Origin of the sequence: Cupriavidus yeoncheonensis, assembly GCF_905397275.1 — a bacterium.
Taxonomy (GTDB): domain Bacteria; phylum Pseudomonadota; class Gammaproteobacteria; order Burkholderiales; family Burkholderiaceae; genus Cupriavidus; species Cupriavidus yeoncheonensis.
In genome coordinates, this window is the sequence record NZ_CAJPUY010000003.1 from 41,697 (window position 1) to 65,093 (window position 23,397).

The 23,397-nt window shown below is 66.3% G+C and carries 25 protein-coding genes; 13 read left to right on the plus strand and 12 right to left on the minus strand.

Annotated features, from left to right (window positions below):
- Positions 1–22 precede the first annotated feature (22 nt).
- From minC to KHO22_RS04660, 4 genes are all read left to right on the plus strand, one after another.
- A complete protein-coding gene (gene minC / locus KHO22_RS04645; RefSeq protein WP_211945942.1) occupies positions 23–823 on the plus strand; it encodes a septum site-determining protein MinC in 801 nt (266 codons plus the stop codon).
- 68 nt (positions 824–891) lie between these two features.
- Positions 892–1,707 carry a septum site-determining protein MinD gene (gene minD, locus KHO22_RS04650; protein ID WP_211945943.1) on the plus strand — a complete coding sequence of 272 codons (816 nt, stop codon included), beginning with the start codon at positions 892–894 and terminating at the stop codon, positions 1,705–1,707.
- Positions 1,708–1,731: 24 nt separating this feature from the next.
- Positions 1,732–1,986: a cell division topological specificity factor MinE gene (minE, locus tag KHO22_RS04655; protein ID WP_006164360.1), complete on the plus strand. Its 255-nt coding sequence runs from the start codon at positions 1,732–1,734 to the stop codon at positions 1,984–1,986.
- A gap of 305 nt (positions 1,987–2,291) precedes the next feature.
- Positions 2,292–3,407 carry a porin gene (locus tag KHO22_RS04660; protein WP_211945944.1) on the plus strand — a complete coding sequence of 372 codons (1,116 nt, stop codon included), beginning with the start codon at positions 2,292–2,294 and terminating at the stop codon, positions 3,405–3,407.
- Positions 3,408–3,538: 131 nt separating this feature from the next.
- Here the strand turns inward: KHO22_RS04660 and KHO22_RS04665 are convergent, their stop codons facing one another.
- Positions 3,539–4,246: a response regulator transcription factor gene (locus tag KHO22_RS04665; RefSeq protein WP_211945945.1), complete on the minus strand. Its 708-nt coding sequence runs from the start codon at positions 4,244–4,246 to the stop codon at positions 3,539–3,541.
- A gap of 199 nt (positions 4,247–4,445) precedes the next feature.
- Here KHO22_RS04665 and KHO22_RS04670 point away from each other — a divergent pair, with 199 nt between their 5' ends.
- The gene (locus tag KHO22_RS04670) at positions 4,446–5,147 is read left to right on the plus strand and encodes a response regulator transcription factor (RefSeq protein ID WP_211945946.1); all 702 of its coding nucleotides are present in this window, start codon (positions 4,446–4,448) and stop codon (positions 5,145–5,147) included.
- Here KHO22_RS04670 and KHO22_RS04675 read toward each other — a convergent pair.
- The 3 genes from KHO22_RS04675 to KHO22_RS04685 form a co-directional block, all read right to left on the minus strand.
- Positions 5,134–6,120 carry a Bug family tripartite tricarboxylate transporter substrate binding protein gene (locus KHO22_RS04675; protein WP_211945947.1) on the minus strand — a complete coding sequence of 329 codons (987 nt, stop codon included), beginning with the start codon at positions 6,118–6,120 and terminating at the stop codon, positions 5,134–5,136. The two genes, KHO22_RS04670 and KHO22_RS04675, sit on opposite strands and share 14 nt — an antisense overlap.
- Before the next feature lie 79 nt (positions 6,121–6,199).
- Positions 6,200–6,484, minus strand: coding sequence for a hypothetical protein (locus KHO22_RS04680; RefSeq protein ID WP_211946220.1), 285 nt, complete (start codon positions 6,482–6,484; stop codon positions 6,200–6,202).
- A gap of 268 nt (positions 6,485–6,752) precedes the next feature.
- A complete protein-coding gene (locus KHO22_RS04685) occupies positions 6,753–7,985 on the minus strand; it encodes an MFS transporter (RefSeq protein ID WP_230426742.1) in 1,233 nt (410 codons plus the stop codon).
- Positions 7,986–8,112: 127 nt separating this feature from the next.
- Between KHO22_RS04685 and KHO22_RS04690 the strand changes: the two genes are divergently transcribed.
- Entirely contained in the window at positions 8,113–8,940 is an 828-nt protein-coding gene (locus KHO22_RS04690) for an AraC family transcriptional regulator (RefSeq protein ID WP_211945948.1), read from the plus strand.
- A 54-nt stretch (positions 8,941–8,994) separates the two neighbouring features.
- On the opposite strand, the gene KHO22_RS04695 is transcribed toward KHO22_RS04690, so the two are convergent.
- The 3 genes from KHO22_RS04695 to KHO22_RS04705 form a co-directional block, all read right to left on the minus strand.
- Positions 8,995–10,218: a M20 aminoacylase family protein gene (locus KHO22_RS04695; RefSeq protein WP_211945949.1), complete on the minus strand. Its 1,224-nt coding sequence runs from the start codon at positions 10,216–10,218 to the stop codon at positions 8,995–8,997.
- A gap of 300 nt (positions 10,219–10,518) precedes the next feature.
- Positions 10,519–11,361, minus strand: coding sequence for a fumarylacetoacetate hydrolase family protein (locus KHO22_RS04700; RefSeq protein WP_211945950.1), 843 nt, complete (start codon positions 11,359–11,361; stop codon positions 10,519–10,521).
- A complete protein-coding gene (locus tag KHO22_RS04705) occupies positions 11,358–12,098 on the minus strand; it encodes a GntR family transcriptional regulator (RefSeq protein ID WP_211945951.1) in 741 nt (246 codons plus the stop codon). The genes KHO22_RS04700 and KHO22_RS04705 overlap by 4 nt, the downstream gene beginning before the upstream one ends.
- Positions 12,099–12,276: 178 nt before the next feature.
- Between KHO22_RS04705 and KHO22_RS04710 the strand changes: the two genes are divergently transcribed.
- From KHO22_RS04710 to gstA, 5 genes are all read left to right on the plus strand, one after another.
- Positions 12,277–13,575, plus strand: coding sequence for an MFS transporter (locus KHO22_RS04710; RefSeq protein ID WP_211945952.1), 1,299 nt, complete (start codon positions 12,277–12,279; stop codon positions 13,573–13,575).
- 94 nt (positions 13,576–13,669) lie between these two features.
- Positions 13,670–14,398, plus strand: a complete 729-nt coding sequence (locus tag KHO22_RS04715; RefSeq protein WP_211945953.1) for a maleate cis-trans isomerase family protein — start codon at positions 13,670–13,672, stop codon at positions 14,396–14,398.
- A gap of 31 nt (positions 14,399–14,429) precedes the next feature.
- Positions 14,430–15,851 carry a dihydropyrimidinase gene (gene hydA / locus KHO22_RS04720; RefSeq protein ID WP_211945954.1) on the plus strand — a complete coding sequence of 474 codons (1,422 nt, stop codon included), beginning with the start codon at positions 14,430–14,432 and terminating at the stop codon, positions 15,849–15,851.
- Positions 15,852–15,875: 24 nt separating this feature from the next.
- Positions 15,876–16,613: an aspartate/glutamate racemase family protein gene (locus tag KHO22_RS04725; RefSeq protein WP_211945955.1), complete on the plus strand. Its 738-nt coding sequence runs from the start codon at positions 15,876–15,878 to the stop codon at positions 16,611–16,613.
- A 144-nt stretch (positions 16,614–16,757) separates the two neighbouring features.
- Positions 16,758–17,384, plus strand: coding sequence for a glutathione transferase GstA (gene gstA / locus KHO22_RS04730; protein ID WP_211945956.1), 627 nt, complete (start codon positions 16,758–16,760; stop codon positions 17,382–17,384).
- Here the strand turns inward: gstA and KHO22_RS04735 are convergent, their stop codons facing one another.
- The 5 genes from KHO22_RS04735 to KHO22_RS04755 all read right to left on the minus strand — a co-directional run bounded on the left by KHO22_RS04735 (position 17,385) and on the right by KHO22_RS04755 (position 22,206).
- Entirely contained in the window at positions 17,385–18,176 is a 792-nt protein-coding gene (locus KHO22_RS04735; RefSeq protein WP_211945957.1) for an oxygen-binding di-iron domain-containing protein, read from the minus strand.
- 136 nt (positions 18,177–18,312) lie between these two features.
- Positions 18,313–18,951, minus strand: a complete 639-nt coding sequence (locus tag KHO22_RS04740; RefSeq protein ID WP_211945958.1) for a glutathione peroxidase — start codon at positions 18,949–18,951, stop codon at positions 18,313–18,315.
- Between the two features lie 89 nt (positions 18,952–19,040).
- Positions 19,041–20,531 carry an MDR family MFS transporter gene (locus KHO22_RS04745; RefSeq protein WP_211946222.1) on the minus strand — a complete coding sequence of 497 codons (1,491 nt, stop codon included), beginning with the start codon at positions 20,529–20,531 and terminating at the stop codon, positions 19,041–19,043.
- Positions 20,532–20,907: 376 nt separating this feature from the next.
- Positions 20,908–21,348, minus strand: a complete 441-nt coding sequence (locus tag KHO22_RS04750; RefSeq protein ID WP_211945959.1) for a CBS domain-containing protein — start codon at positions 21,346–21,348, stop codon at positions 20,908–20,910.
- Between the two features lie 153 nt (positions 21,349–21,501).
- Entirely contained in the window at positions 21,502–22,206 is a 705-nt protein-coding gene (locus KHO22_RS04755; RefSeq protein ID WP_211945960.1) for a TetR/AcrR family transcriptional regulator, read from the minus strand.
- Between the two features lie 56 nt (positions 22,207–22,262).
- Between KHO22_RS04755 and KHO22_RS32715 the strand changes: the two genes are divergently transcribed.
- Together KHO22_RS32715 and KHO22_RS32720 are read left to right on the plus strand one after the other, a co-directional pair.
- The gene (locus KHO22_RS32715; RefSeq protein ID WP_268914525.1) at positions 22,263–22,904 is read left to right on the plus strand and encodes a DUF2855 family protein; all 642 of its coding nucleotides are present in this window, start codon (positions 22,263–22,265) and stop codon (positions 22,902–22,904) included.
- On the plus strand, positions 22,901–23,383 hold the full coding sequence (locus tag KHO22_RS32720; RefSeq protein WP_268914527.1) for a DUF2855 family protein: 483 nt from the start codon (positions 22,901–22,903) through the stop codon (positions 23,381–23,383). The genes KHO22_RS32715 and KHO22_RS32720 overlap by 4 nt, the downstream gene beginning before the upstream one ends.
- The last annotated feature ends 14 nt before the right edge of the window (positions 23,384–23,397 follow it).

A 23,397-nucleotide genomic window follows, 5' to 3' on the forward strand; every position in this document is an offset into this window, starting at 1 on the left:
GCATTTCCACGGTCACCCGGCTATGTCACAGAAGAAATCGCCACGCTTCGAGCTGCGCAGTGGCAATGTAGACGCCCTCCTTCTCGCGCTCCAGACCGCCGACATGGCTGCACTGCGGGACGACCTGCTCTCCCGGTTCGAAACCACTCCCGATTTCTTCTCCAATGACGTGATTGCGCTGGACCTGCGCGCGCTCGAAAGTGACGACAGGGTCTCGCTCGACACCGTGATCGGCACGCTGGCGACGCTCAAGGCCCGTGCGATCGGCGTGGTCGCGCGCCCGGCGCAGCATGAGTGGGCGCAGCGCTTCGGCCTGCCGCTACTCGACAGCCAGAGCCGCCGCGGCCTGCGTGAATCGGCTGAAGCCGCCGAGGCCACCGAACGCGCTGCCGCGAACGCCGCCGCCGAACAGGCCGCGCGCGAGGAAGCTGCCCGTACGGCCGCCCAGTCCGCCGCCGAGGCCGCTGTCAAGGCCGCCATCCAGCAGACCCAGACCCTCCTGATCGACAAGCCGCTGCGCTCGGGCCAGCAGGTCTACGCGCAGGGCGACGTGGTCATCATGGACGTGGTCAGCTACGGCGCCGAGGTCATCGCCGAAGGCAACATCCATGTCTATGCCCCGCTGCGCGGCCGCGCGCTGGCGGGCGTGAAGGGCAACACCAGTGCACGCATCTTCAGTACGTGCATGGAACCCGAACTGATTTCCATTGCCGGCATCTATCGCACGGCCGAGCAGACCCTGCCGGCCGACGTACTCGGCAAGACCGCCCAGGTTCGCCTGGCCGATGAAAAGCTGATCCTGGAAGCCATCCGGTTCAAATGAGCCGGCGACCAGTCACGAACCGAATCACAGCAGCGCAAAGCTTCAACCTAATTACGGACCAAAGAGCCATGGCAAAAATCATCGTTGTGACCTCCGGCAAGGGAGGCGTCGGCAAGACCACCACCAGCGCCAGCTTTGCCGCGGGCCTGGCCCTGCGCGGCCACAAGACTGCCGTGATCGACTTCGACGTCGGCCTGCGCAACCTTGACCTGATCATGGGTTGCGAGCGCCGCGTGGTGTATGACCTGATCAACGTGGTGCAGGGCGAAAGCAATCTCCGCCAGGCCCTGATCAAGGACAAGAAGTGCGAAAACCTGTTCATCCTGCCGGCCTCGCAGACGCGCGACAAGGATGCGCTGACCAAGGACGGCGTTGAGAAGGTGATCAAGGGCCTGGTCGAGATGGACTTCGAGTACATCGTCTGCGACTCGCCGGCCGGTATCGAGTCGGGCGCGCTGATGGCCATGTACTTCGCCGACGAAGCGCTGATCGTCACCAACCCGGAAGTGTCCTCGGTGCGCGACTCCGACCGCATCCTGGGCATCCTGGCCTCGAAGACCAAGCGCGCCAGCGAAGGCGGCGATCCGATCAAGGAACACCTGCTGATCACGCGCTACAACCCCAAGCGCGTGCACGGCGGTGAAATGCTGTCGCTGACCGACATCCAGGAAATCCTGCGCATCAAGCTGATCGGCGTGGTTCCCGAATCCGAAGCCGTGCTGCACGCGTCCAACCAGGGCACGCCCGCCATCCACCTGGAAGGCAGCGACGTGGCGGACGCCTACGGCGACGTGGTGGACCGCTTCCTGGGCAAGGACAAGCCGATGCGCTTCACGGACTACCAGAAGCCGGGGCTGCTGTCGCGCATCTTCGGCAACAAGTAAAACAAGTACGGAGGACTCATCCCCATGTCGATCCTGTCCTTCCTGCTGGGGGAAAAGAAGAAATCGGCCTCGGTCGCCAAAGAGCGGCTGCAGATCATCCTGGCGCATGAACGCACAGGCCATTCGGCCCCGGCAGACTATCTGCCGGCACTGCAGCGCGAGCTGGTGGCCGTCATCTCCAAGTACGTCAAGATCAGCGACCAGGACCTGCGCGTGAGCCTCGAGCGCCAGGACAACCTGGAAGTGCTCGAAGTCAAGATCGAGATCCCGCAGGGCTGATTCGCCAGTCCCGCCCGCTGCACTATCCACCGGCGCCCCTTCCAGCAAGGGTGCGCCGGTGTCATTTCACGCCCCTCCCTACACCGCCAAAAGGCGGCCGATGCTGGTGCAACGCACCAACACGGTATTGTGTAGCGGCCAGACAACGGATTTGCACCAAAATCCTGCTCGAATCCGCCCCCCAACGCGTATTTGTGTCCTTAGCTCCGGTGTTTTGTTAAATTTTCGCGGCGTTTACACGAAACGTAGACCCCGTGCACCGTCGTGATCCGGCGGAGAACAGAACAGAACAGAAAAGGAGCACCATGAAGAAATCGGCCATCGTCCTCGCCGCCGGCAGCCTGCTGGCAGGTTCCGCGTTTGCACAAACTTCCGTCACGCTGTACGGCATCGCCGACGTCAGCCTGCGCTATGAGAACCACGCTGACGCATCGGGTCACGGCAAGACCTACATGACCGACGGCGCCATCACGCAAAGCCGTTGGGGCCTGAAAGGCGCCGAAGATCTCGGTAACGGCCTGAAGGCGATCTTCCAACTGGAAAACGGTTACAGCATCGACACCGGCAAGATGAACGGCGCCTCGACCGGCCAACTGTTCAATCGTCAAGCCTATGTCGGTCTGGCCGGCAACTTCGGCGCCGTCAAGCTGGGCCGCCAGAACTCGGAAGCGTTCGCCTTCTTCGGTGACTACGATCCGCTGACCGTGGGTAACTACTTCCAGAACTCCTGGATGTACGGCACCCTGGCCCGCCTGCGCAACAACAACGTCATCAACTACAGCGGCAAGTTCGGTGGCCTGGACGTCGGCGCCAGCTACGGCTTCGGCGAAACCCCGGGCAGCTTCACCAAGGCCTCGGGCGACCCGACTTCCAACGGCTCCTCGGTTCCCTACTGGGGCGTTCATGCCGCGTACGAATACGGCCCGTTCGGCTTCGGCGGTGTGTTCCAGGAATCGCGTGACCAGGTTGGCAACAAGCAGCAGTTCTGGGGCATTGGCGGCAAGTACAACATCGCCGCGTTCAAGCTGTTCCTGGGCTACCAGGGCGGCAAGGACCGCACCGGCGCGGGTGACATCAACCTGAACCAGAGCATCAACTCTCCGGCGGCAGCGACAATTATCGCCGGCGCAGCCAACAACCCGCGCAAGGACAGCATCGCCTACGCTGGCACGACCTGGCAAGCCACGCCGGCTCTGGCTGTGACGGGCGCGTTCTACTACGACTGGGCGCAGAACGTGAACGGCACGACCGCCAGCGGCAAGCGTTACACCGGCGCGCTCATCGCCGAGTACTCGCTGTCGAAGCGCACGCAGGTTTACGGCGCAGCCGACTACAACCACGTTTCGGGTCAGTCGATCACCGAACTGCCGAGCTCCAACAACCAGTTCGGCGTGGCCGCTGGTATCCGCCACATTTTCTGATCGTTTCCCGATCAGCTGACTGTTTGGCAGAAAGGCACCTTCGGGTGCCTTTTTTTATTGCCTCGACGAAGCCCGGAAAGACAACGACATCGTCTAGATCATCGCCCGCCGGCTCACGGCGCTGTGCTGCCTCAGGCGGCCTCGCTCTCCGCCAGCTCCAGTCGGTATCCATGCGTATAGACCGGCGTCAGCCGGAGTCCATTCGCGGCATGCAGCCCGAGCTTGCTGCGCACGCGCGACACATGCGTATCGATGGTGCGCGACAGCGGCGAGATCTCGCGGCCCCAGACCGTGGCGATGATGTGGTCGCGCGTGACGATGCGCCCCTCGTTGCGGAACAGCAGCACCGCCAGGTCGAACTCCTTTGGCGTCAGGCAGACCGGATGCCCGTGGAAGGTCGCCTGCCGGGCGGTGCAGTCGAACACGTAGCCGGCCAGGCGCAACGGCGCGTTGCGCGCGAAATCCCCGGGACAGGCGCGGCGCAGCACGGCGCCGATGCGCGCCGACAGTTCCGCGGCCCGGATGGGCTTGACCATGTAGTCGTCGGCGCCGGCGATCAGCGCGCTGACAGCGTCGGCCTCGGCATCACGCGCGGACAGGAACATGACCGGGATGCGGCGGTCGAGGTTGCCGCGCACCCAGTTCAGCACCTCGCGGCCGGACATGCCCGGCATCTGCCAGTCGAGCAGCAGCAAATCAAAGGCGGAGTCATGCAGGGCCAGCAGCAGGCGCCGGCTCTGGCCGAAGCTCACGCATTCGTAGCCGGCCTCATTGACGATCCTGCGGATCAGCGCCGCATGGACAGGATCGGCTTCCAGCGAGGCAATGGTCTTTCTCATGGTCTGTCTTCCTCAGCGTTTGCGCGTGACGGAATTAGAAACCTCGGACCGGGACGTCAGAATAGGACGGGCCTCAAAACGGGCCTTCAACAATCGTTCACTTCTTGCCGCAGGCGCGGGTCCATACCATGGGCCATTGCCGTGCCGGCCATCGCGCCTGCCGGACTTCCCCGCATCCGGAAGCGCCAGGAGAGACGACGTGAGAATTGCCGTATTGGAGGCCGACCCGACCCGGGCCATCGGCATTGACCAGACCCTTCGCCTCAACGGGCACCAATGCACGCGCTACATCCACGGCCGCTCGCTGATCCAGGCGCTGCGCGGCGGCACCTTCGACATGCTGTTGCTGGACAGCGATGTGCCGGGCATTTCAGCGCTGGACGTGCTGGCGTGGGTACGCCGCACGCTCGGCCACGAGCTGCCGGTGATGCTGCTTGGAGACAGCGACGACGACAGGCATATCGCCGCCTGCTTTGGCGAAGGTGCCGACGCCTATCTGCGCAAGCCCGTCGGCATGGCGGAGCTCGCCGCAAGAGTGATGGCGCTGCAGCGCCGTGCCTACCCGGGCGGCGCGCATGCCTGCGATCTGAATCATGGCGCCTTCCGCTTCGCCACGGCCGACCGCCGTGCGTGGGTCCACGGCCGGCCGGTGGCGCTGGCGCCAAAGGAATTCGACCTGGCCGTGCTGCTGTTCCGCAACCTCGGCTCGCTGGTGCTGCGCCAGACCATGGTGAACGAAGTCTGGCGCTACCACGTCGATGCGGCTTCGCGCACCGTCGACAGCCATCTGTCGCGGGTCCGCACCAAGCTCGCGCTGTGGCCGCACAACGGCGTACGGTTGTCCGCCGTCTACGGCCTCGGGAACCGGCTGGACCAGGTGCAGGGCATCAGTCCGCCTTGATGCCGGCTTCCTTGACGATGCGGGCGTTCTCCACGGATTCGTCGTGGATGGCCTTGGCGAACTGCGCGGCCGTGCCGCCGGTCGGCACTTCGCCGCCCTTGAGCAGGCGTTCACGCACCTCGGGCTCGCCGAGGGCCTTGTTGAGTTCGGCGTTGAGCTTGCTGATGATTGCCGGCGGCGTCTTGCCCGGGGCAAAAATGCCGAAGGTCGAGGTCAGGTTCGCCTTCGGGTAGCCGAGTTCCGCGAGCGTCGGCACGCTGGCCATGCTTTCGATGCGCTTCGGCGCACCCACGGCGAGCGGGCGCAGCCGTCCGGCCTGCATGTGCTGGGTCAGCACGGGGCTGGCATTGGTGCTCATGACCTCGAACTGGCCGCCAAGCGCGTCATTCATCTGCTGGCCGGCGCCCTTGTACGGAATCAGCGTCAGCTCGGCCTTCGACTTCGCCTTCACCTGCTCGAGCACGACATGGCCGACCGTGCCGAGGCCCGACGTGGCCCAGCGCACCGAGCCCGGTTTGGCCTTGCCCTGTGCCACCAGGTCCTGGAAGGTCTTGCCGGCAAAGCTCTGCGTGGCGACGATCAGCACCGGCGAGTACATCACGCTCATGACGGGCGCCACGTCGCGCAGCGGGTCATAGTTGACGTGGCCCACATGCGGGTTGAGCGTGAGCGGGCTGGTCGAGGCGAACCCGAGCGTGTAGCCATCCGGCGCGGCCTTGGCCACGGCATCGATGCCGATGCTGCCGCCGGCGCCAGCCTTGTTCTCGACCACCACCGAGGTCCCCATCTGGGCAGAGAGCCGCTCGCCGAGCGCGCGCGCCACGGTATCGCTGATCCCGCCGGTGGGATAGGCGACGATCATGCGGATCGGACGGCTGGGGTAGTTGTCGGCGGCGGCAGCGGGCAACGCTGCAGCCATCAGGCCGGCGGCGCCAAGCGCGGCCAGCACGGGCAAGCGGGAATGAAAAGCCATGACGGGTGCGGGAAATGGAAGGGCGCGGCGCGTGGCCGCGTCGCGCTATGTTAGCCGATCGGCTGGCCGGGCTTGCGTCTCAGCGCACCAGCGGGTGCTCCGGCACCCACGACACGAACAGTTCGTTGGCGCGGTCGTACAGGCGCCAGACCGTGCCGCAGTCGCGGCAACAGAAGGTCAGCATGCTGTACGGAACGCCGGCCTGGCTCTGGCTGACCAGCGGTGCGGTATTGCGCAGCGCCAGGCAGGACGGCGGCTCGCGGCGCCGCGGATCCTCCGCCAGCGCCAGGCAGCGCTCACAGGCAGGAACAGCGGTGGGAGGAGAAACAGGGAGCGAAGGTACGGCGGACGTCATGCCCGCCATGATGCCGCAAAACGCCCGCGTGCTGCGCGCCTCGCAGCAAGGCGCGCACCATTGCGCCTTCCTGCGGCACATTCGCCACATCCATTACGATCCATCCGATTCGCGCGCATGCGCATGTATGGGACTCGCGATCTCCGCCGTCATTCGATGGCTGGCGTGCAGGCATAGGCCCCAGTGTAGGAGACGCCGCTACCAGTGAAAACGCCCCGCCGGCCGCGGGGCGCGATGGCGCTGTGTGCGCTGTGTGCGCTATGTGCGCTGGCGCGCGTCAGGCAGTCTTGCGCCTGCCGCCGAGGTCGGGCAGGAACACCGCCAGCAGGCCCAGCAGCGGCAGGTACGCGCACAGCCGGTAGACGCTCTGGATGCCGTGCGTGTCGGCCAGCCCGCCCAGCACCGCGGCGCCGATGCCGCCCATGCCGAAGGCCAGGCCGAAGAACAGGCCCGAGACCATGCCCACCTTGCCGGGAATCAGCTCCTGCGCGAACACCAGGATCGCCGAGAAGGCCGAGGCCAGGATAAAGCCGATGATGAAGGTCAGCACGCCGGTCCAGAACAGGCCCACGTGCGGCAGCACCAGCGTGAACGGCGCCACGCCGAGGATCGAAGCCCAGATCACGCGCTTGCGGCCGATGCGGTCGCCGATCGGGCCGCCCAGGATGGTGCCCGCCGCCACCGCGAACAGGAACACGAACAGGTAGACCTGCGCGGTCTGGCGCGCCAGCCCGAACTTCTCCATCAGGTAGAAGGTGTAGTACGTGGTCAGGCTCGCCATGTAGAAGTACTTGGAGAACACCAGCACCAGCAGCACCAGCATGGCCCGCACCACGACGCGCGTCGGCACCGGACTGGCCGTGGCACCGGCCGTCTTGCCCTTGCGCGCGCGATGCGCGAGTTGCTGCGCATACCAGCCGCCGATTTTCCACAGCACCACGATGGCCAGCAGCGCCGCCAGCGAGAACCACGCCACACTGGCCTGCTTGTGGACGATGCCCGCCGCCAGCAGTGGCCCCATGGCGCTGCCGCCGTTGCCGCCGACCTGGAAGATCGACTGTGCCAGCCCGTGCTGGCCGCCCGACGCCATGCGCGCCACGCGTGACGACTCCGGATGGAAGATCGACGAACCGGTGCCGACCAGCGCCGCTGCCACCAGCAGCACGCCATAGGTCGGCGCTACCGACAGCAGCAGCAGCCCGGCCAGCGTGAAGCCCATGCCGATGGCCAGCGAGTGCGGCTTGGGATGCTTGTCGGTGTACAGGCCCACCACCGGCTGCAGCAGCGATGCCGTGACCTGGTAGGTCATGGTCAGCAGGCCGATCTGCACGAAGCTCAGGTTGAAGCCGCCCTTGAGCATCGGATAGATGGCCAGGATCAACGACTGGATCATGTCGTTGAGGAAGTGCGCAAAGCTGATTGCGGACAGGACGCGGAAGCCCGTGCGCTCGGCGGATTGATCGGAATGAACGCCGGACGCAGCAGCGTTGGAGTCGATGGTTGTGCTCATTGGCGGTCTCGACAGGACGGATGACGAACCGCCGGGGGCGCTCGTCGGGACAGTAAGAAACGCGATGCTATCTGGCCGCAAGCCGCCTGTCCTGCGAGAATGGGTCCACAACCTTGGAGAAAAGGACATGCCTGCCTCACGTGTGTGGAAGCCGGCACCGGCGCAAACCCAGGCGCTGGGAGACACGTACACCAGCCCGCCGCGCTATGTGCACTTCGATCGGGGCCCCATGCCGGTCACGGCGATGGCGGCCGACTACCAGCCCGGCGACGTCACGGCCCGGCACCAGCACCCGCATGCGCAGCTGATCCACGCCGTCCATGGTGTGATGGTGGTCTCGACCGACGAGGGCCAGTGGATCGTGCCGCCCACGCGGGGCATGTGGATGCCCGGTGGCACGCTGCACTGGATCCGCATGGTGGGACAGGTGCAGATGCGCACCGCCTACATCCGGCCCGATGCAGCGCCGGACCTGCCGCTGCGCAGCACCGTGCTGGGCATCTCGCCGCTGCTGCGCGAACTGATTCTGGCCGCGATCGACGTGCCGCTGCCCTACTCCGCCGACTCGCGCGACGGGCGGCTGATGCAGTTGCTGCTCGATGAGGTGGTGCTGGTGCCGACGCTGCCGCTGCACCTGCCGCATCCGGCCGATGCCGGACTGCGCCAGATCTGCGATGCCATCATTGCCACCCCCGACACATCGCTGACGCTGGCCGACTGGGGCGAACGGCTGGGCGTCGATCCCAAGACCATCCAGCGCCGCTTCGCGCGGGAAACCGGGATGACGTTCGGGCAGTGGCGGCAGCAGGCGCGATTGCTGGCGGCGCTGGAGAGGCTGGCCGCTGGCAGCAAGGTGGTGGATGTGGCGCTCGATCTCGGTTACGAGAGTCCGAGTGCGTTTGCGACGATGTTCAAGCGGCAGTTCGGGGTGCCCCCGAGTGCGTTCTTCCGGTGAGTAGGCCGGCGGCCGTCGGTAGCGATGCGTACCGAACTACGGCGCTACGGGGGGTTACCGCGCCAGGTAACGCTCCACCAGCCTGGTCCAGTACGCTGCGCCGACGGTCAGGTTCTCGTCATTGAAGTCATAGCCGGGGTTGTGCAGCAAAGGCTGGTTCGCGCCATTGCCCAGCCGCACGAAGCATCCGGGCCGCTGCTGCAGGAAGTAGGCGAAGTCCTCGCTGCCGGTAATGCGCGCGGCCTGCGTGACCACCTTGTCGGCGCCGACCAGTTCCTCGGCGATCTGGCGCGCGAACTCGGTTTCCCTTTCGCTGTTGATCAGCACCGGGTAGCCATGCACATAGTTCACTTCGGCCACGGCGCCGTAGCCCTCGGCCTGCGAGAGCGCAAGCTGGCGGATACGGGTCTCCAGCGAGGCCCGCACTTCGGGACTGAACGAACGCACGCTGATTTCCATGCGCGCGCTGTCCGGGATCACATTCGGGGCATGGCCCGCGTGCAGCGTGCCGATGGTGACCACGGCGGTCTCGTTCGGGTCGACATAGCGCGACACCACCGACTGCAGCGCCATCACCAGGCTGCCCGCCACCAGGATCGGGTCGACCGACTGGTGCGGGCGCGCCGCATGGCCCCCCTTGCCGCGGATGGTGATGGTCACCGTGTCGCAGGCCGCCATGAACGGCCCCGCACGGAACAGGAAGTGGCCCTGCTCCACGCCCGGGTGGTTGTGCAGGCCGAAGATGGCATCGCACGGGAAGCGTTCGAACAGGCCGTCGGCCAGCATGCGCTCGGCCCCGCCGCCGGCGCCGATTTCCTCGGCTGGCTGGAAGATCAGGTGGACGGTGCCATTGAAGTTCTGTGTGCGCGCAAGCTGCTTCGCGGCGCCAAGCAGGATGGCGGTGTGGCCGTCGTGCCCGCACGCGTGCATGCGTCCTTCGTTCGCGCTCGCATACGGCAGGCCGGTGCGCTCGTGGATGGGCAACGCGTCCATGTCCGCGCGGATGCCGATGCTGCGCGCACCGGTGCCCGCCTTCAGCGTGCCGACCAGGCCGGTGCCGCCCACGCCGCGCGTGACCGTGAAGCCCCAGCTCTCCAGCAGGCTGGCGACCAGCCCGGAGGTACGGACTTCGTCAAAGGCGAGTTCGGGATTCTGGTGGATGTTGCGCCGGATGGCTTCCAGTTCGGCGCGGCTGTCCAGGGTGTCGGCCAGCGCGCAGAAACGGCGCTTCAGCGTGGTGCCGAGGTAGGACTCGATCTCGGGGGCGTGCTCGGACATGGTTTGCTCTTCTGGCAGAGACTGTGGACGGTCAGAACGCCGTCCTTATAACCAGTATTTCACGCAGAAATCGCAACGCAAACGTGATTGGTCGGATTTCATGTAAAACGATGTAATCCCGCCCTTTTCGACACCGCAACTGTTGCTCTCACGGCACGCTTTGTATGGAAACCCAACGCTTTGTATGAAAGCGTTTCGGCGGGGAACCTTGGCGGGCGCCTTGCACGCCCGCCTTTTACGCCGACCTTACGCCCGTCTCGCGCGACGCATGTCACGCGCAGTGCCGCCGCAGCGGATCACTCACGCGTAAGGCACCACCTTCTGTGCCTGCACGCCCAGGCCCTCGATGCCCAGCCGCATGGTATCGCCCGCCTTCAGGAAGCGCGGCGGCTTGAAGCCCATGCCGACGCCCGGCGGCGTGCCCGTGGCGATCAGGTCGCCGGGCTGCAGCGTCATGAAGCGGCTCACGTAGCTGACCACCGTGGCCACGTCGAAGACCATGGTCGCCGTGCTGCCTTTCTGTACGCGTTCGCCGTTGACCTCCAGCCACAGGCCCAGCGCCTGCGGATCGGGCACTTCGTCGCGCGTCACCAGCCACGGGCCGACCGGGCAGAAGGTGTCGCAGCCCTTGCCCTTGTCCCAGGTGCCGCCGCGCTCGATCTGGAACTCGCGCTCCGAGACATCGTTGACCACGCAGTAGCCGGCCACATGGCTGAGCGCGTCTTCACGCGAGACATTGCGTGCGGTACTGCCGATCACCACGCCCAGTTCCACCTCCCAGTCGGACTTCAGCGAGCCGTAGGGCAGCATCACGTCGTCGTCGGGCCCGTTGAGCGAGCTGTTGGCCTTCAGGAAGACGATCGGCTCGGCCGGGATCGGCATGCCGGCTTCGGCCGCGTGGTCCGCATAGTTCAGGCCGATCGCGATGATCTTGCCGATGCCGGTCCAGGGCACGCCAAAGCGCGCGCCCTCCACGACCGGCAGCGTGGCCGCATCCAACTGCGCCAGGCGTGCCAGCGCGTCCGGCGACAGCTGCGACGCGGTGATGTCCCCGACCACGCCGGACAGGTCGCGCACCTTGCCCTGCGCGTCGATCAGGCCCGGGCGCTCGGCGCCGGGCTGGCCAGTTCTTACCAGTTTCATTGTCTTCCCTTGGATGGTGGATTGACCTGACGGTCGGGCGCCCCTGCGAGCGAGCGGGCGACCACCGTCAGCACTTCATTGGCAGTGTTCTCGGAATGCCGGCGCAGCACTTGCGCCAGGTGCGGGCGGCCCGGCTCGCGCAGGGCCGCCATGATTTCCTCATGTTCCTCATGCGACTCCTGCCAGCGCAGCGTATCCGCGTTGGCGGCACCGCGTGCGCGGTGCACCTTGCTCATCAGCGCGGCATAGACGCCGGCCAGCACCGGGTTGGCGGCCCCGTCGATGATGAGCTGGTGGATTTCCTGGTTGATGCGGAAATAGTCGGTACGCCGCCCCGCTTCATGCGCGTCGATCATGGCCTGGTGCCGGCGCTCCAGCTTGGCCTGCGCGGCGGCGTCCAGGCGTTGCGCGGCCAGTTCGCCGGCGGTTGCCTCCAGCCCGTGCAGCGTCTCGAAGGTGGAGCGCAGTTCGTCCAGGTCCAGCGGCGCGACGCGGTAGCCGATGTACTGGCGATGCAAAACCAGCCCTTCGGCCACCAGCACCTTGAGCGCCTCGCGCAGCGGCGTCTTGGAGACATCGAACGCCTCGCAGAAGGCCCGCTCGTCGATGCGCTCGCCGGGCGGCAGTTCGCCCTCTTCGATCATCGTGCGCAGCCGCGCCGCGATTTCGGCGGACATGCCCAAAGTGCGCAGACGGGCGGTTTTCGGAAGGGTTTGTGTCACGGACGTCACCAGCATGGGGAATTTGCACCAACCGAAGGCTATCACACCCACGATTGTGCAATTACATCATCGTGAAATCAATGACTTACACGAGTTGTAATTACAGATTACGTATCCTATACTCCGGCCAGTTGCGCGATACACACTACAAACGCCTCAATCGCAGGACCAGAAGCAAAGGAGACACCCCGTCATGCAAACGACAAGCCAAGCCGGCACCCTCACGGCCACGCGCAGCAGCGTGCGCTGGAAAATCTTCCTGATGATGCTGATGCTCGTCGCGATCAACTACATCGACCGCGCGTCGCTGTCGGTAGCCATGCCGCTGATCGCCAAGGAGTTCGACCTCAGCCCCGCCATGCAGGGCCTGATCCTCAGTTCCTTCTTCTGGACTTACGCATTCATGCAGATCCCGGGCGGGATGCTGGCCGACAAATACAAGCCGCGCATCGTGATTGCCTGCGCCACCGTGTTCTGGGGCTTCTTCCAGGCCATCGCGGCGGTCTGCACCAACGCCACCTCGCTGCTGCTCACGCGGCTCGGGCTGGGCGCCGCCGAAGCGCCGATCTATCCGGCCGGCGGCAAGCTCAACGCCATCTGGATGACGCAGAACGAACGCGGCCGCGGCGCGACGCTGCTTGACGGCGGCGCGCCGCTGGGCGCGGCGCTTGGCTCGCTCATCATCGCCGGCCTGATCAGCGAGCTCGGCTCGTGGCGCATGTCGTTCGTGGTCGCCGGCGTCGGCACCGTGCTCGCCGGCTTCGTGGCCTGGTGGTACATCCGCAATTCCCCGCGCGAACACAGCGGCGTCAATGAACTGGAAGCGCGCCACATCGAGGAAGCCCAGGCGCGCGAGCACAGCGCCGAGCCGACCAACCTGTCCGGCCGTTCGCTCGACTTCTTCAAGTACCGCTCGGTCTGGTGCATGGCCATCAGCTGGATGTGCTTCAACGCCGTGTTCTACGGCCTGCTGACCTGGATGCCGACCTACCTGAGCAAGGCACGCGGCTTCGACCTGAAGACGATGGGCGGTGCGAGCTTCCTCATCTTCATGAGCGGCTTCGTCGGCGAACTCGTCGGCGGCTGGATCGCCGACAAGTGGAAGGAAGCCGGCGGCCGTCCCAACGTGGTGATGCGCACGCTGTTCGGCATCGCCGCCGTGGTCGCCACCGTGTCGATCTTTTCGGTGGCCTATGTCGCCGACGCGGTGGCCGTCGTGGCGCTGCTCTCCTCCACCATGTTCTTCCTGCGCTGGTGTGGCCTGTTCTGGTCCGTGCCGTCGATGCTGGGTACCCGCAACAAGATCGGCTTCCTGGGCGGCCTGATGAACCTGGGCGGCAATATCGCCGGCATCAGCGTACCGATCATCGTCGGCCTGATCGTGCAGGCCACCGGCTCCTACTTCCTTGCGCTGATGTTCTTCGCGGCGGCCGGCGTGGGCCTGCTGTTCGCGTCCACCGCGATCGACTACGAAACCAAGATTCCGGTCTGACCGATTCAGCGCGCGCCCGCAGCGCGCGCTCACCATACCAACGAGGTGCCGGCGCGGATGCCGGCACCCGCCACGATTCCTGAGAACCACTGCAATGACCAAGCAAATCCGCCTCGGCATGCTGACGCCGTCTTCCAACACCGCGCTCGAACCGATCACCAGCGCGATGGTCAGCGGCCTGCCCAACGTCAGCGCGCATTTCTCGCGCTTTACCGTCACCGAGATCTCGCTGCGCGACCAGGCCCTGGGCCAGTTCGACCTGGAAAAGATCCTGGGCGCCGCGCGCCTGCTGGCCGACGCGCGCGTCGATGTGATCGCGTGGAACGGCACGTCGTCGGGCTGGCTCGGCTTCGACAAGGACGAGGCGCTGTGCAAGCAGATCACCGAAGCCACGGGCATCCCCGCCACCACGTCGGTGCTCGCGCTCAACGAGATCCTGGAGAAGACCGGCGCGCGCCGCTTCGGCCTGGCCACGCCATATCTCGATGACGTGCAGCAGCGCATCGTCGCCAACTACCAGCGCAGCGGCTTCGACTGCTCGGCCGAGCGCCACCTGGACCTGCACGTGAACTACAGCTTCGCCGAGGTCGAGGAGGACACCATCCGCACCATGGTGCGCGCCCTCGCCGAAGACAAGCCGCAGGCCATCACCACGTTCTGCACCAACCTGCGTGCGGCGCACCTGGTGGAAGCACTGGAAGCCGAGACCGGCATTCCCGTGTACGACACCATCTCCACCGTCGTGTGGAAGTCGCTGCGCCTGGCCGGCGTGGATACGCGCGCGCTGACCGGCTGGGGCCGGCTGTTCCGCGAAGTCGAATAAGGCAGCGAGTCAACGAACCGGAGTGATGACCATGCCCGCAGACAATAACCTCGACCTGGTGATCCGCAATGCCGACGTGGTCACCGCTTCCGACCGCTTCCAGTGCGATATCGGCGTGCGCGACGGCCGCATCGTCGCGCTGGGCCAGGGCCTGCCGCAAGGCAACCGTGAAATCGACGCAACCGGGCTGCTGGCGCTGCCCGGCGGCGTGGACGGCCACTGCCACCTGGACCAGCCCATGCCCGACGGCATGCGCATGGCCGATGACTTCTTCACCGGCACGCGCGCGGCCGTGTGCGGCGGCACCACCACGGTGATCCCGTTCGCCGCGCAGGAAAAGGGCGCTTCGCTCAAGGCCGCGGTCGAGGACTACCACAGCCGCGCCGAAGGCCGTGCCGTGATCGACTACGCGTTCCACCTGATCGTGGCCGACCCGACGCCCGCGGTGCTGCAGGACGAGCTGCCCACGCTGATCCGCAAGGGCTATACCTCGTTCAAGGTCTACATGACCTACGACGACCTCAAGCTGTCGGACCGCGAAATGCTGGAGGTGCTCGACGTCGCGCGCGAACACAAGGCGCTCGTCATGGTCCACGCGGAAAACTCGGACTGCATCTCTTGGCTGACCGACAAGCTGACCGGGGAAGGGCGCATCGCCCCGCGCTTCCACGGCCTGGCACGTCCCGCGCCGGTCGAGCGCGAGGCCACCCATCGCGCCATCACGTTCGCCGAACTCGTCGACGTGCCGATCCTGATCGTGCATGTCTCGGGCAAGGAAGCGATCGAGCAGATCCGCTGGGCGCAGGGCAGGGGACTGAAGATCCTGGCCGAGACGTGCCCGCAGTACCTGTACCTCACCGCCGATGACATGGGCCTGCCCGGTGATGACGGCTACGAAGGCGCCAAGTGCGTCTGCAGCCCGCCGCCGCGCGACCCCGAGAACCAGGCCGCCGTGTGGCGCGCGCTGGTCAACGGCGTGTTCAGCGTGTTCTCGTCGGACCACGCGCCGTTCAGCTACGACGATCCGCAGGGCAAGAAGCTTGGCGGCAGCACCGAGCATTCGTTCGACCATATTCCCAATGGCGTGCCCGGCATCGAAACGCGCCTGCCGCTGCTGTTCGACGGCGTGGCGCGCGGCAAGCTGTCGCTGCACCAGTTCGTCGAGCTGACCTCGTACCGTCCGGCCAAGATCTACGGCCTGTATCCGCGCAAGGGCACCATCGCGGTCGGCGCCGATGCGGACATCGTGCTGTGGGATCCCGTGCGCAAGGTGCGCATCACCAACAGCGCGCTGCATCACGCGGTCGACTACACGCCGTATGAAGGCATCGAGGTGACGGGCTGGCCCGTGACCGCCTTCTCGCGCGGCGACATGCTGGTGAGCAACGGCGAGTACCTGGAGCCCGCGGCCGGACGCGGCAGGTTCCTCGAAGCCGGGCAACCCGAGGTCTGAACCAGAACCCATCGCAAACCCATCATGAATCTCCTGATCGTCAACCCCAACATCAGCGAGTCGGTCACCGACCTGATCCACGCGGAAGCCCTGCGCACCGCCGCACCCGAAACGAACATCACCATGGCCACCGCGCAGTTCGGCGTGGCCTATATCGAAACGCGCTTTGAAGCGCTGGTCGGTGGCTACGCGACCGCGTGCGCCGCCGCCGGGCATGCCGGCAAGTTCGACGGCCTGGTGGTCGCCGCGTTCGGCGACCCGGGCCTGGCCGGGCTCAAGGAGCTGTTCGACGTGCCCGTGGTCGGCATGACCGAGGCCGCACTGGCCAGCGCCTGCCTGCTCGGCCAGCGCTTCTCGATCATTGCGATCTCGCATCGGATCGAGGCGTGGTATCGCGAATGCGTGGCAAGCAACGGCCTCTCCTCGCGCCTGGCCAGCATCCGTTCGCTGCAGGAACCGCTGCGCGATATCGGCAGCGTGCAGGAAGACCATGCCGCACGGCTGGAAGAACTCAGCCTGCAGGCCGTGCGCGAAGACGGCGCCGACGTGATCATCGTCGCCGGCGCGCCGCTCGCGGGGCTGGCGCGTTCGCTCAAGGGACGCATTCCGGTGCCGGTCGTCGACGGCGTCAGCAGCGCCGTGCGCCATTGCGAAACGCTGGTCGCGCTGCAGGCCGGCACCACGCGCGAAGGCAGCTTCGCGCGCCCGCCGCGCAAGCCCAACGCGGGCCTGCCGGCAGCGCTCGCGCAGCTGCTCGCCTGAGCGCACGCCCCCGTGCAAACTTGCGGGGCCGCTGCGCGTCCCTGCGCATTGCCTGCCCATTGCCCGCCACCCGGGCGCGTCCTAGACTGCCTGCACGGCCACTGCACGACGCAGTGGCCGCCCAACGCGACATAGGACAGCCTGATGAAGCTCTACTATTCCCCCGGCGCCTGCTCGATGGCGGTCCACATCGCCCTGCGTGAAGCGGGCCTGCCCGTCACGCTCGCCAGGGTCGACCTGATCCATCACAAGCTGGTGGAAGCCGAGAACGGCACCGACGACTACTACGCGATCCATCCGCGCGGCTACGTGCCCCTGCTGCAGCTTGACGACGGCTCGCGCCACAGCGAAGTGGGATCACTGCTGCAGTACATCGCCGACCTGGTGCCCGAACGCAAGCTGCTGCCGGCTGCCGGTACGCGCGAGCGGCTGGAAGCGGCGAGCTGGCTCACGCTGGTTTCCACCGAACTGCACAAGGTATTCAGCCCGTGGCTGTGGCACAAGGAAACCGCCGACAGCACCGCGCGGGCGTGCAAGGCGAAGCTACAGCTGCGCTTCGCCGAACTCGACCGCCACCTGAAATCGCGCGAGTACCTGACCGGCGGCACCTTCACCGTGGCCGATGCCTACTGCTTCACGATCATGGGCTGGGCGCGCATGCTGATGATGCCGCTGACGGCCTACCCGTCGCTGCAGCAATACCTCTCGCGCGTCGCCGCGCGCCCCGCCGTGCAGGCAGCCATGCGCGCGGAAGGCCTGATCCGCGACTGATCAGGCCATCGTGGCGCGGGCTGACGGCACGCGATAGTGCTTCGCCGTGAGCAGGTCCAGCCCGCATTGCAGGTTATCGACCCAGTCGATCAGGCGCGCCACCATGGCCTTGCCGCGAAACGACGGGCCGTGCTGCGGCACGATCCATTCGATATCGAGCGTGCGCGCCATGGCCGCCCACAAGCGGCAGGCGCGGTTGCCGCTCATGTAGCGCTGGTGGAACGGCAGCATGCGCGGTGCGTGGGCATCGAAATCCGTGACGGTGGTGCCGGCCTCGGCGGCGCTCGTCATGGCCGCGCCGAGGTCGCCCGAGAACAGGATCTTGCTGACCGGATCGTAGAACTGGAAATTGCCCTCGGAATGCAGGAAGTGCGCCGGCAGGGCAACCAGCGAACCGCGGCCCAGCGGGATATGCGCGCCGGCATCGGGAATGGTTACGATGCGGCCGGCGGTCTTGCCCGCCTGGCAGAAATGCGGAAGGAAGCGCGCCCAGACCTTGGAGATCAGCACCTGGCAATCCGACCCCGTCAGCCAGCGTCCGACCGAGGCGACGATATCCGGATCGGCGTGCGAGGCCAGGACGTAGTCGAGCTGCTTGGGCGGAAAGTAGCGGCCGATGGCCAGGTACAGTTCGCTGTAGGTCATGTTCCCGCCAGGATCGATCAGCGCGCCGTGGCCGTGGTCCACCACCAGGAACTGGTTGGTCTGCACCACCTCGCCATGCGCTTCCTCGACCAGGTCGGCAAACATCAGGCAGGTGTGTCCGTCTGCGTCGTACAGGGTGATGCCCATCGTCTGGTCCCGCCGTCTGAAAGACGCGACGTTAATCAGCGGGCAGCAATGGGAGCTTGATGCAGGTCAATTTCCCTAAGCAAAACAGCCCGGCCATGGCCGGGCTGTCGCAAGCGAAAGACAGGAAACGGAGGGCTCAGCGCGGGCTGGCCAGCAACTGCTCGATCGTTGCCACGAACTGCTTGTCATCCGGCGTGGTCTTGCTGTTGTAGCTGGCCACCACCTTGCCACTGCGGTCGATCAGGTATTTGTAGAAGTTCCACTTCGGCGCAGTACCGGTTTCCTTCGCCAGCAGCGCGTACATCGGATTGACATCGCCGCCGCGCACGTGCGACTTGCCGAGCATCGGGAACTTGACGCCGTAGGTGTTGTAGCAGAAGTCGGCGATCTCCTTGGCCGACCCCGGCTCCTGCGAGAAGTCATTGGACGGGAAGCCCAGCACCACCAGCCCGCGGTCGCGGTACCGGGAATAGAGCGCCTCCAGCCCTTCGTACTGCGGCGTGAAGCCGCAATAGCTCGCGGTGTTGACCACCAGCACCACCTTGCCGGCGTACTGGCAAAGGTTCTGCGGTGCCTCGTCCTGCAGGCGCGGGAACTGGAAGTTGAGCGAGGCCGGGCAGTTGCCGGCCGCGGCGGCCGGGATGGCGGCCGGCTTGTCCGCAGCACGCGCCGGGTGCGGCAGGAGCGTGGCACTGGCAGCGGCAAGCGCCAGCGCCGCAGCAAGCATGGCAGGACGCAGTGAAGCAGCGGCTAGGGCGGTGTGGCGGCGGTTCATGCGATGTCTCCTGTCTTCATATGGGGGGCGTCTCGCTGTATCGGGTACGCAATAGTCTACGCCCTTGCCTGGCTTGCCGCCGGCGGCCGCTAGTCCATGGCCAGCGTGGCGGCGTGTTCGGTGACGCTGCCGCGCAGTTCCAGGTCCGGCATGCAGCGCACGATGCCCAATGCCAGGAGCGCAGCCACGGCACCCGCGGCGAAGATCAGCTGGAAGCCCGATTCGACGCCCGCGGCAAGCACCTCCCGCACCATCGGCGAGAGCTGCGCGAGTGCTTCGCTGCCGTGCCGCAGCGCCCCCAGGTCCAGCGCTTGCGTCACGCCGGCGGCGGCCGTCGCGTGGCGGAACTCCAGCGTCAGCAGCGTGCCCGCCAGCGCGCCGCCAAGCGCGCTGCCGAGCGAGCGCAGCACCAGCAGTGCGCCGGTGCCGGCGCCGGTGTCGCGGCGCTCCAGCGTATTCTGCACGCTCATCAGCGTGCCGACCATGGCCATGCCGAGGCCGACGCCACCCACGGCCATCGCCATCAGCACCATCGCCAGCGGCACGGCGGGCGTGGACAGCGCCAGCACCGCGAGCCCGAGCACGCCCGCCACGAAGCCGGCTGTCAGGATGCCGCGCATGCGGCCCACGCGCGGCGCCAGCCACGCCACGATGAAATTGCCCGCCACGGTGGCCAGCAGGAACGGCATCACCAGCAGGCCCGACATCGACGCGTCGGCGCCGCGCACGAGCTGGAAATGCAGCGGCAGGGCGAAGATGCACAGGAAGATGTTCAGCGCGGCCAGCGCCGACGCCGCGACGCCCATCACATAGGCACGGTTGGCGAACAGCCGCGGCGGCAGCATCGGGTCGGCGGCGCGGCGCTCCTGCCAGGCCAGCGCGGCGACGGCGGCCACGGTCAGCAAGGCCAGCAGGCCAAGCTGCGGCGACAGCCAGTCGAACACGTCGCCGCCCCAGCTCATCGCCAGCAGGAACGCGATGATCGCCACGGCGAGCAGCACGGCGCCCAGCCAGTCCACGCGCGCACGGCCGCCGCGCACGGGCAGCATGGCGAGGCCTCGGTAGCACATCACCATGGCCAGCCCGCCCAGCGGCAGGTTGATCCAGAACAGCCAGCGCCACGACGTGTTGTCGGACACCCAGCCGCCCACCAGCGGCCCGGCGATCGACGCCACCGCCCACACCGTGGCCAGGTAGCCCTGGTAGCGCCCGCGCTGGCGCGGCGCCACCACGTCGGCAATAGCGGCCTGCGCCAGCGACAACAGCCCGCCCCCGCCGATGCCCTGCAGCGCGCGGAACAGGATCAGCTGGCCCAGCGATTGCGCCATCGCGCATGCGGCCGAGGCCAGGATGAACAGCGTGATCGCCACCATCAGCAGCCGGCGCCGCCCGAAACTGTCGGACAGCTTGCCGTACAGCGGCGTGGCGACCGTCGAGGTGATCAGGTACGCGGTCACGATCCACGACAGGTGCCCGAACCCGTTCAGGTCATTGGCAATCGCCGGCACGGCCGGAATGACCACGGTCTGGTCCAGCGCCGCCAGCAGGATGCAGAGCACGATGCCGCCGATGACGCGCATGATGGCGTGGTGGTCGCTGGCGGAGACAAGGGGAATCGAAGCGTTGGCCTGACTGGCCGGGGTAAGCGAGGACATGGGCAGAACAACAGCAAGCGCGCAGCCAGATGGCCGCAAGCGGGCAACAAATCAGGGGACTGGCCGGCCGGGAGTCCAGGCGCGCGGCGGGTTGAGACGGAGGGCGCCGCGGCGGATGGCCGGATTCACGAATTCAGCAACCGCATAATTATATGCGTGTATCGCATATGGCGTGCGGCTGTGCAACAACGAGGCGGTCAGGAACGGTGACTCCCGACCGAATGCGCCTAATCCGGCACCGAAAAGGACCGGGGCAAAGGCAGCGGTGCGCCTGGTGCGCACCGCGCTGGGAATCCGGCAGCTAGCGGCTGCCGCCGTGGATATAGTGCTCGAGCTGCTCGATGATGAACTGCTGCTCGGAGATGATGTCCTTCACCAGGTCACCGATCGACAGCATGCCGAGCAGGTCTTCGCCGTTCATCACCGGCAGGTGGCGCATGCGATGCTTGGTCATCAGCGCCATGCACTCGTTGGTGCTCTGGTCCCCGCTGACGTAGATGACCGACGACGTCATGATGTCGCGCACCAGCGTGTCGCGCGACGAACGCTGCATCAGGATCACCTTGCGCGCATAGTCACGCTCGCTCAGGATGCCAACGATCTTGCCGTGCTCCATCACCAGCACGGCACCGATGCCTTTTTCCGCCATCAACTGCAGCGCGGCATACACCGTCGCCGTGGGCGGAATGCTGAAGATGGACTGGCTTGGCTTGGACTCTACGACCTGGCGTGCGGTTGTCATCACCCACTCCTCTTCTGTCGATCATGCGCGGCGGCAGAAATGCCATGTCCTCCAGATTAGCAAAGGATCGGGCGCCGTTACAGGGTGACTTACACGAATCTTCCTAAACACAGATCTGTACGAAACTGTCAGGTGCCCGACGGTACCGGGCCGCTATGCCTGCGGGGCACCACCGAGTGCCGCCAGGCAAATGCGCCCCATCTGCTCCTGCCACGCATCGCCCGGCAAGGCAGCCTCATGCAATAACAGCCGGTAGCGGCGCGCGCCCCACACGGCCACCACCAGCGACACAACGGTTGCCTGGTCAACCATGACGGGCAGGTCATCGCAGGCAGCCAGCGCGCGCTGCCACGCCTGCGCCAGTTCGTCGAACACCCGCCGGTGATGCTTGGGCTCGGCGATGCGCGCTTCGAGCATCAGCATCTCGTGGTCGAACACGATGCCCGAGGCGGCATCGTCGGCCCCGCAGGTGATCGCCACCAGCCGCGCCACGCGCGTACGCCAGTCCTGGCCGACGGCCTGGGTGACCTCGGCATCGATGCGCCCCAGCAACCATTCCACCGTATGCCGTACATAGCCGGAGAGTAGCGCTTCCTTGCCCGGGAAGTACTCGTACAGCGTACCGACCGAGAATCCAGCCTCCAGCGCCACCGCCCGCGTGGTCACGGCGTCCCATCCGCGGGCGCGCCAAATCCGAACAAAGGCGTCGTAGATGGCGTTGACGGTGAAGCGGGCGCGCTGCTGCGACGGGCGCTTGAGCGGCTTGCTGCGCGGCGCGGGGCGCCCCGGCTTTGCGCCCTGGCCTCGCTCCGCATTTCCGAACCCGGCTGCGGGCAGGCGGCGATAAATTCCTGGCATCGGGTTTTGGCTTCGTTCCGTAGCAAAAGCCGGAACCAACTCACAGGGGGGACAAGATGACCAACACGCCATCCACCATTGCCGTCACGCGGCTGTTCACACGCAAGGATGCCCTAAACGAAAGCCGGCTGGAAGCCGGCACGGAGCGCGCCGATGCCGCCGATGCCGAGGTGCTGTTGCGCATCGACCGCTTTGCGCTGACGACCAACAACATCACCTACGCGGCCTTCGGCGATGCCATGCAGTACTGGGACTTCTTTCCCACCGGACAGCCGGGCTGGGGCCACATGCCGGTGTGGGGCTTTGCCGATGTGGTGGCCTCGGGCGTGGAGGGCATCGATGTCGGAGAACGCTTCTATGGCTACTTTCCCATCGCCAGCCATCTGCGCGTGCAGCCCGTGCGCGTGACGGAACGCGGCTTCTACGATGGCGCCGAGCATCGCGGCAAGCTGACATCGGCGTACAACCAGTACACGCGCGTCAGCCAGGACGCAGCCTACGCGCACGAACTGGAGTCCTACCAGATGCTGTACCGGCCGCTGTTCATCACCTCGTTCATGCTGGCGGATTTCCTGCAGGACAACCGCTTCTTCGGCGCCACGCGGCTGGTCGTGTCCAGTGCGTCGAGCAAGACCGCGTACCGTACGGCACCGCGTTTTGCCTGCAGGCGCTCCCGGGCATTTCCCTGGTTGGCCTGACCTCCTCACGCAATCGCGCCTTCGTCGAGGGCCTGCGCTGCTACGGCGAAACCATCACTTATGACCAACTCGACACGCTGACGACGGACACGCCAACGCTCTACGTCGACTTTTCCGGCGATGAATCGTTGCGCGCACGGGTCCACCAGCACTTCGGCGCCTCGCTCGTCTATGACTGCTACGCCGGCTCCGCGCAGAACACCGCCTTCCTGCGCGACCTGCACCTGCCCGGGCCCAAACCCGAGTTCTACTTCGCGCCCGTGCAGATCCGCAAGCGCAACGCCGACTGGGGACCGCACGAAGTCAATCGCCGCTTCAACGCCGCCCAGCGGGCGTTCATCGACCACGCGCGCGAACCCGGCAACGGCTGGCTGTCGCTGATTCAGGAACGGGGATTCGGCGCGGCGCAGGAGAGGATCGCGCGGCTGGTGGCGGGCGGCGGAGAGCCGAGGGAAGGCTATGTCGTGGAACTGGGCTGAATGTTGACACTGAA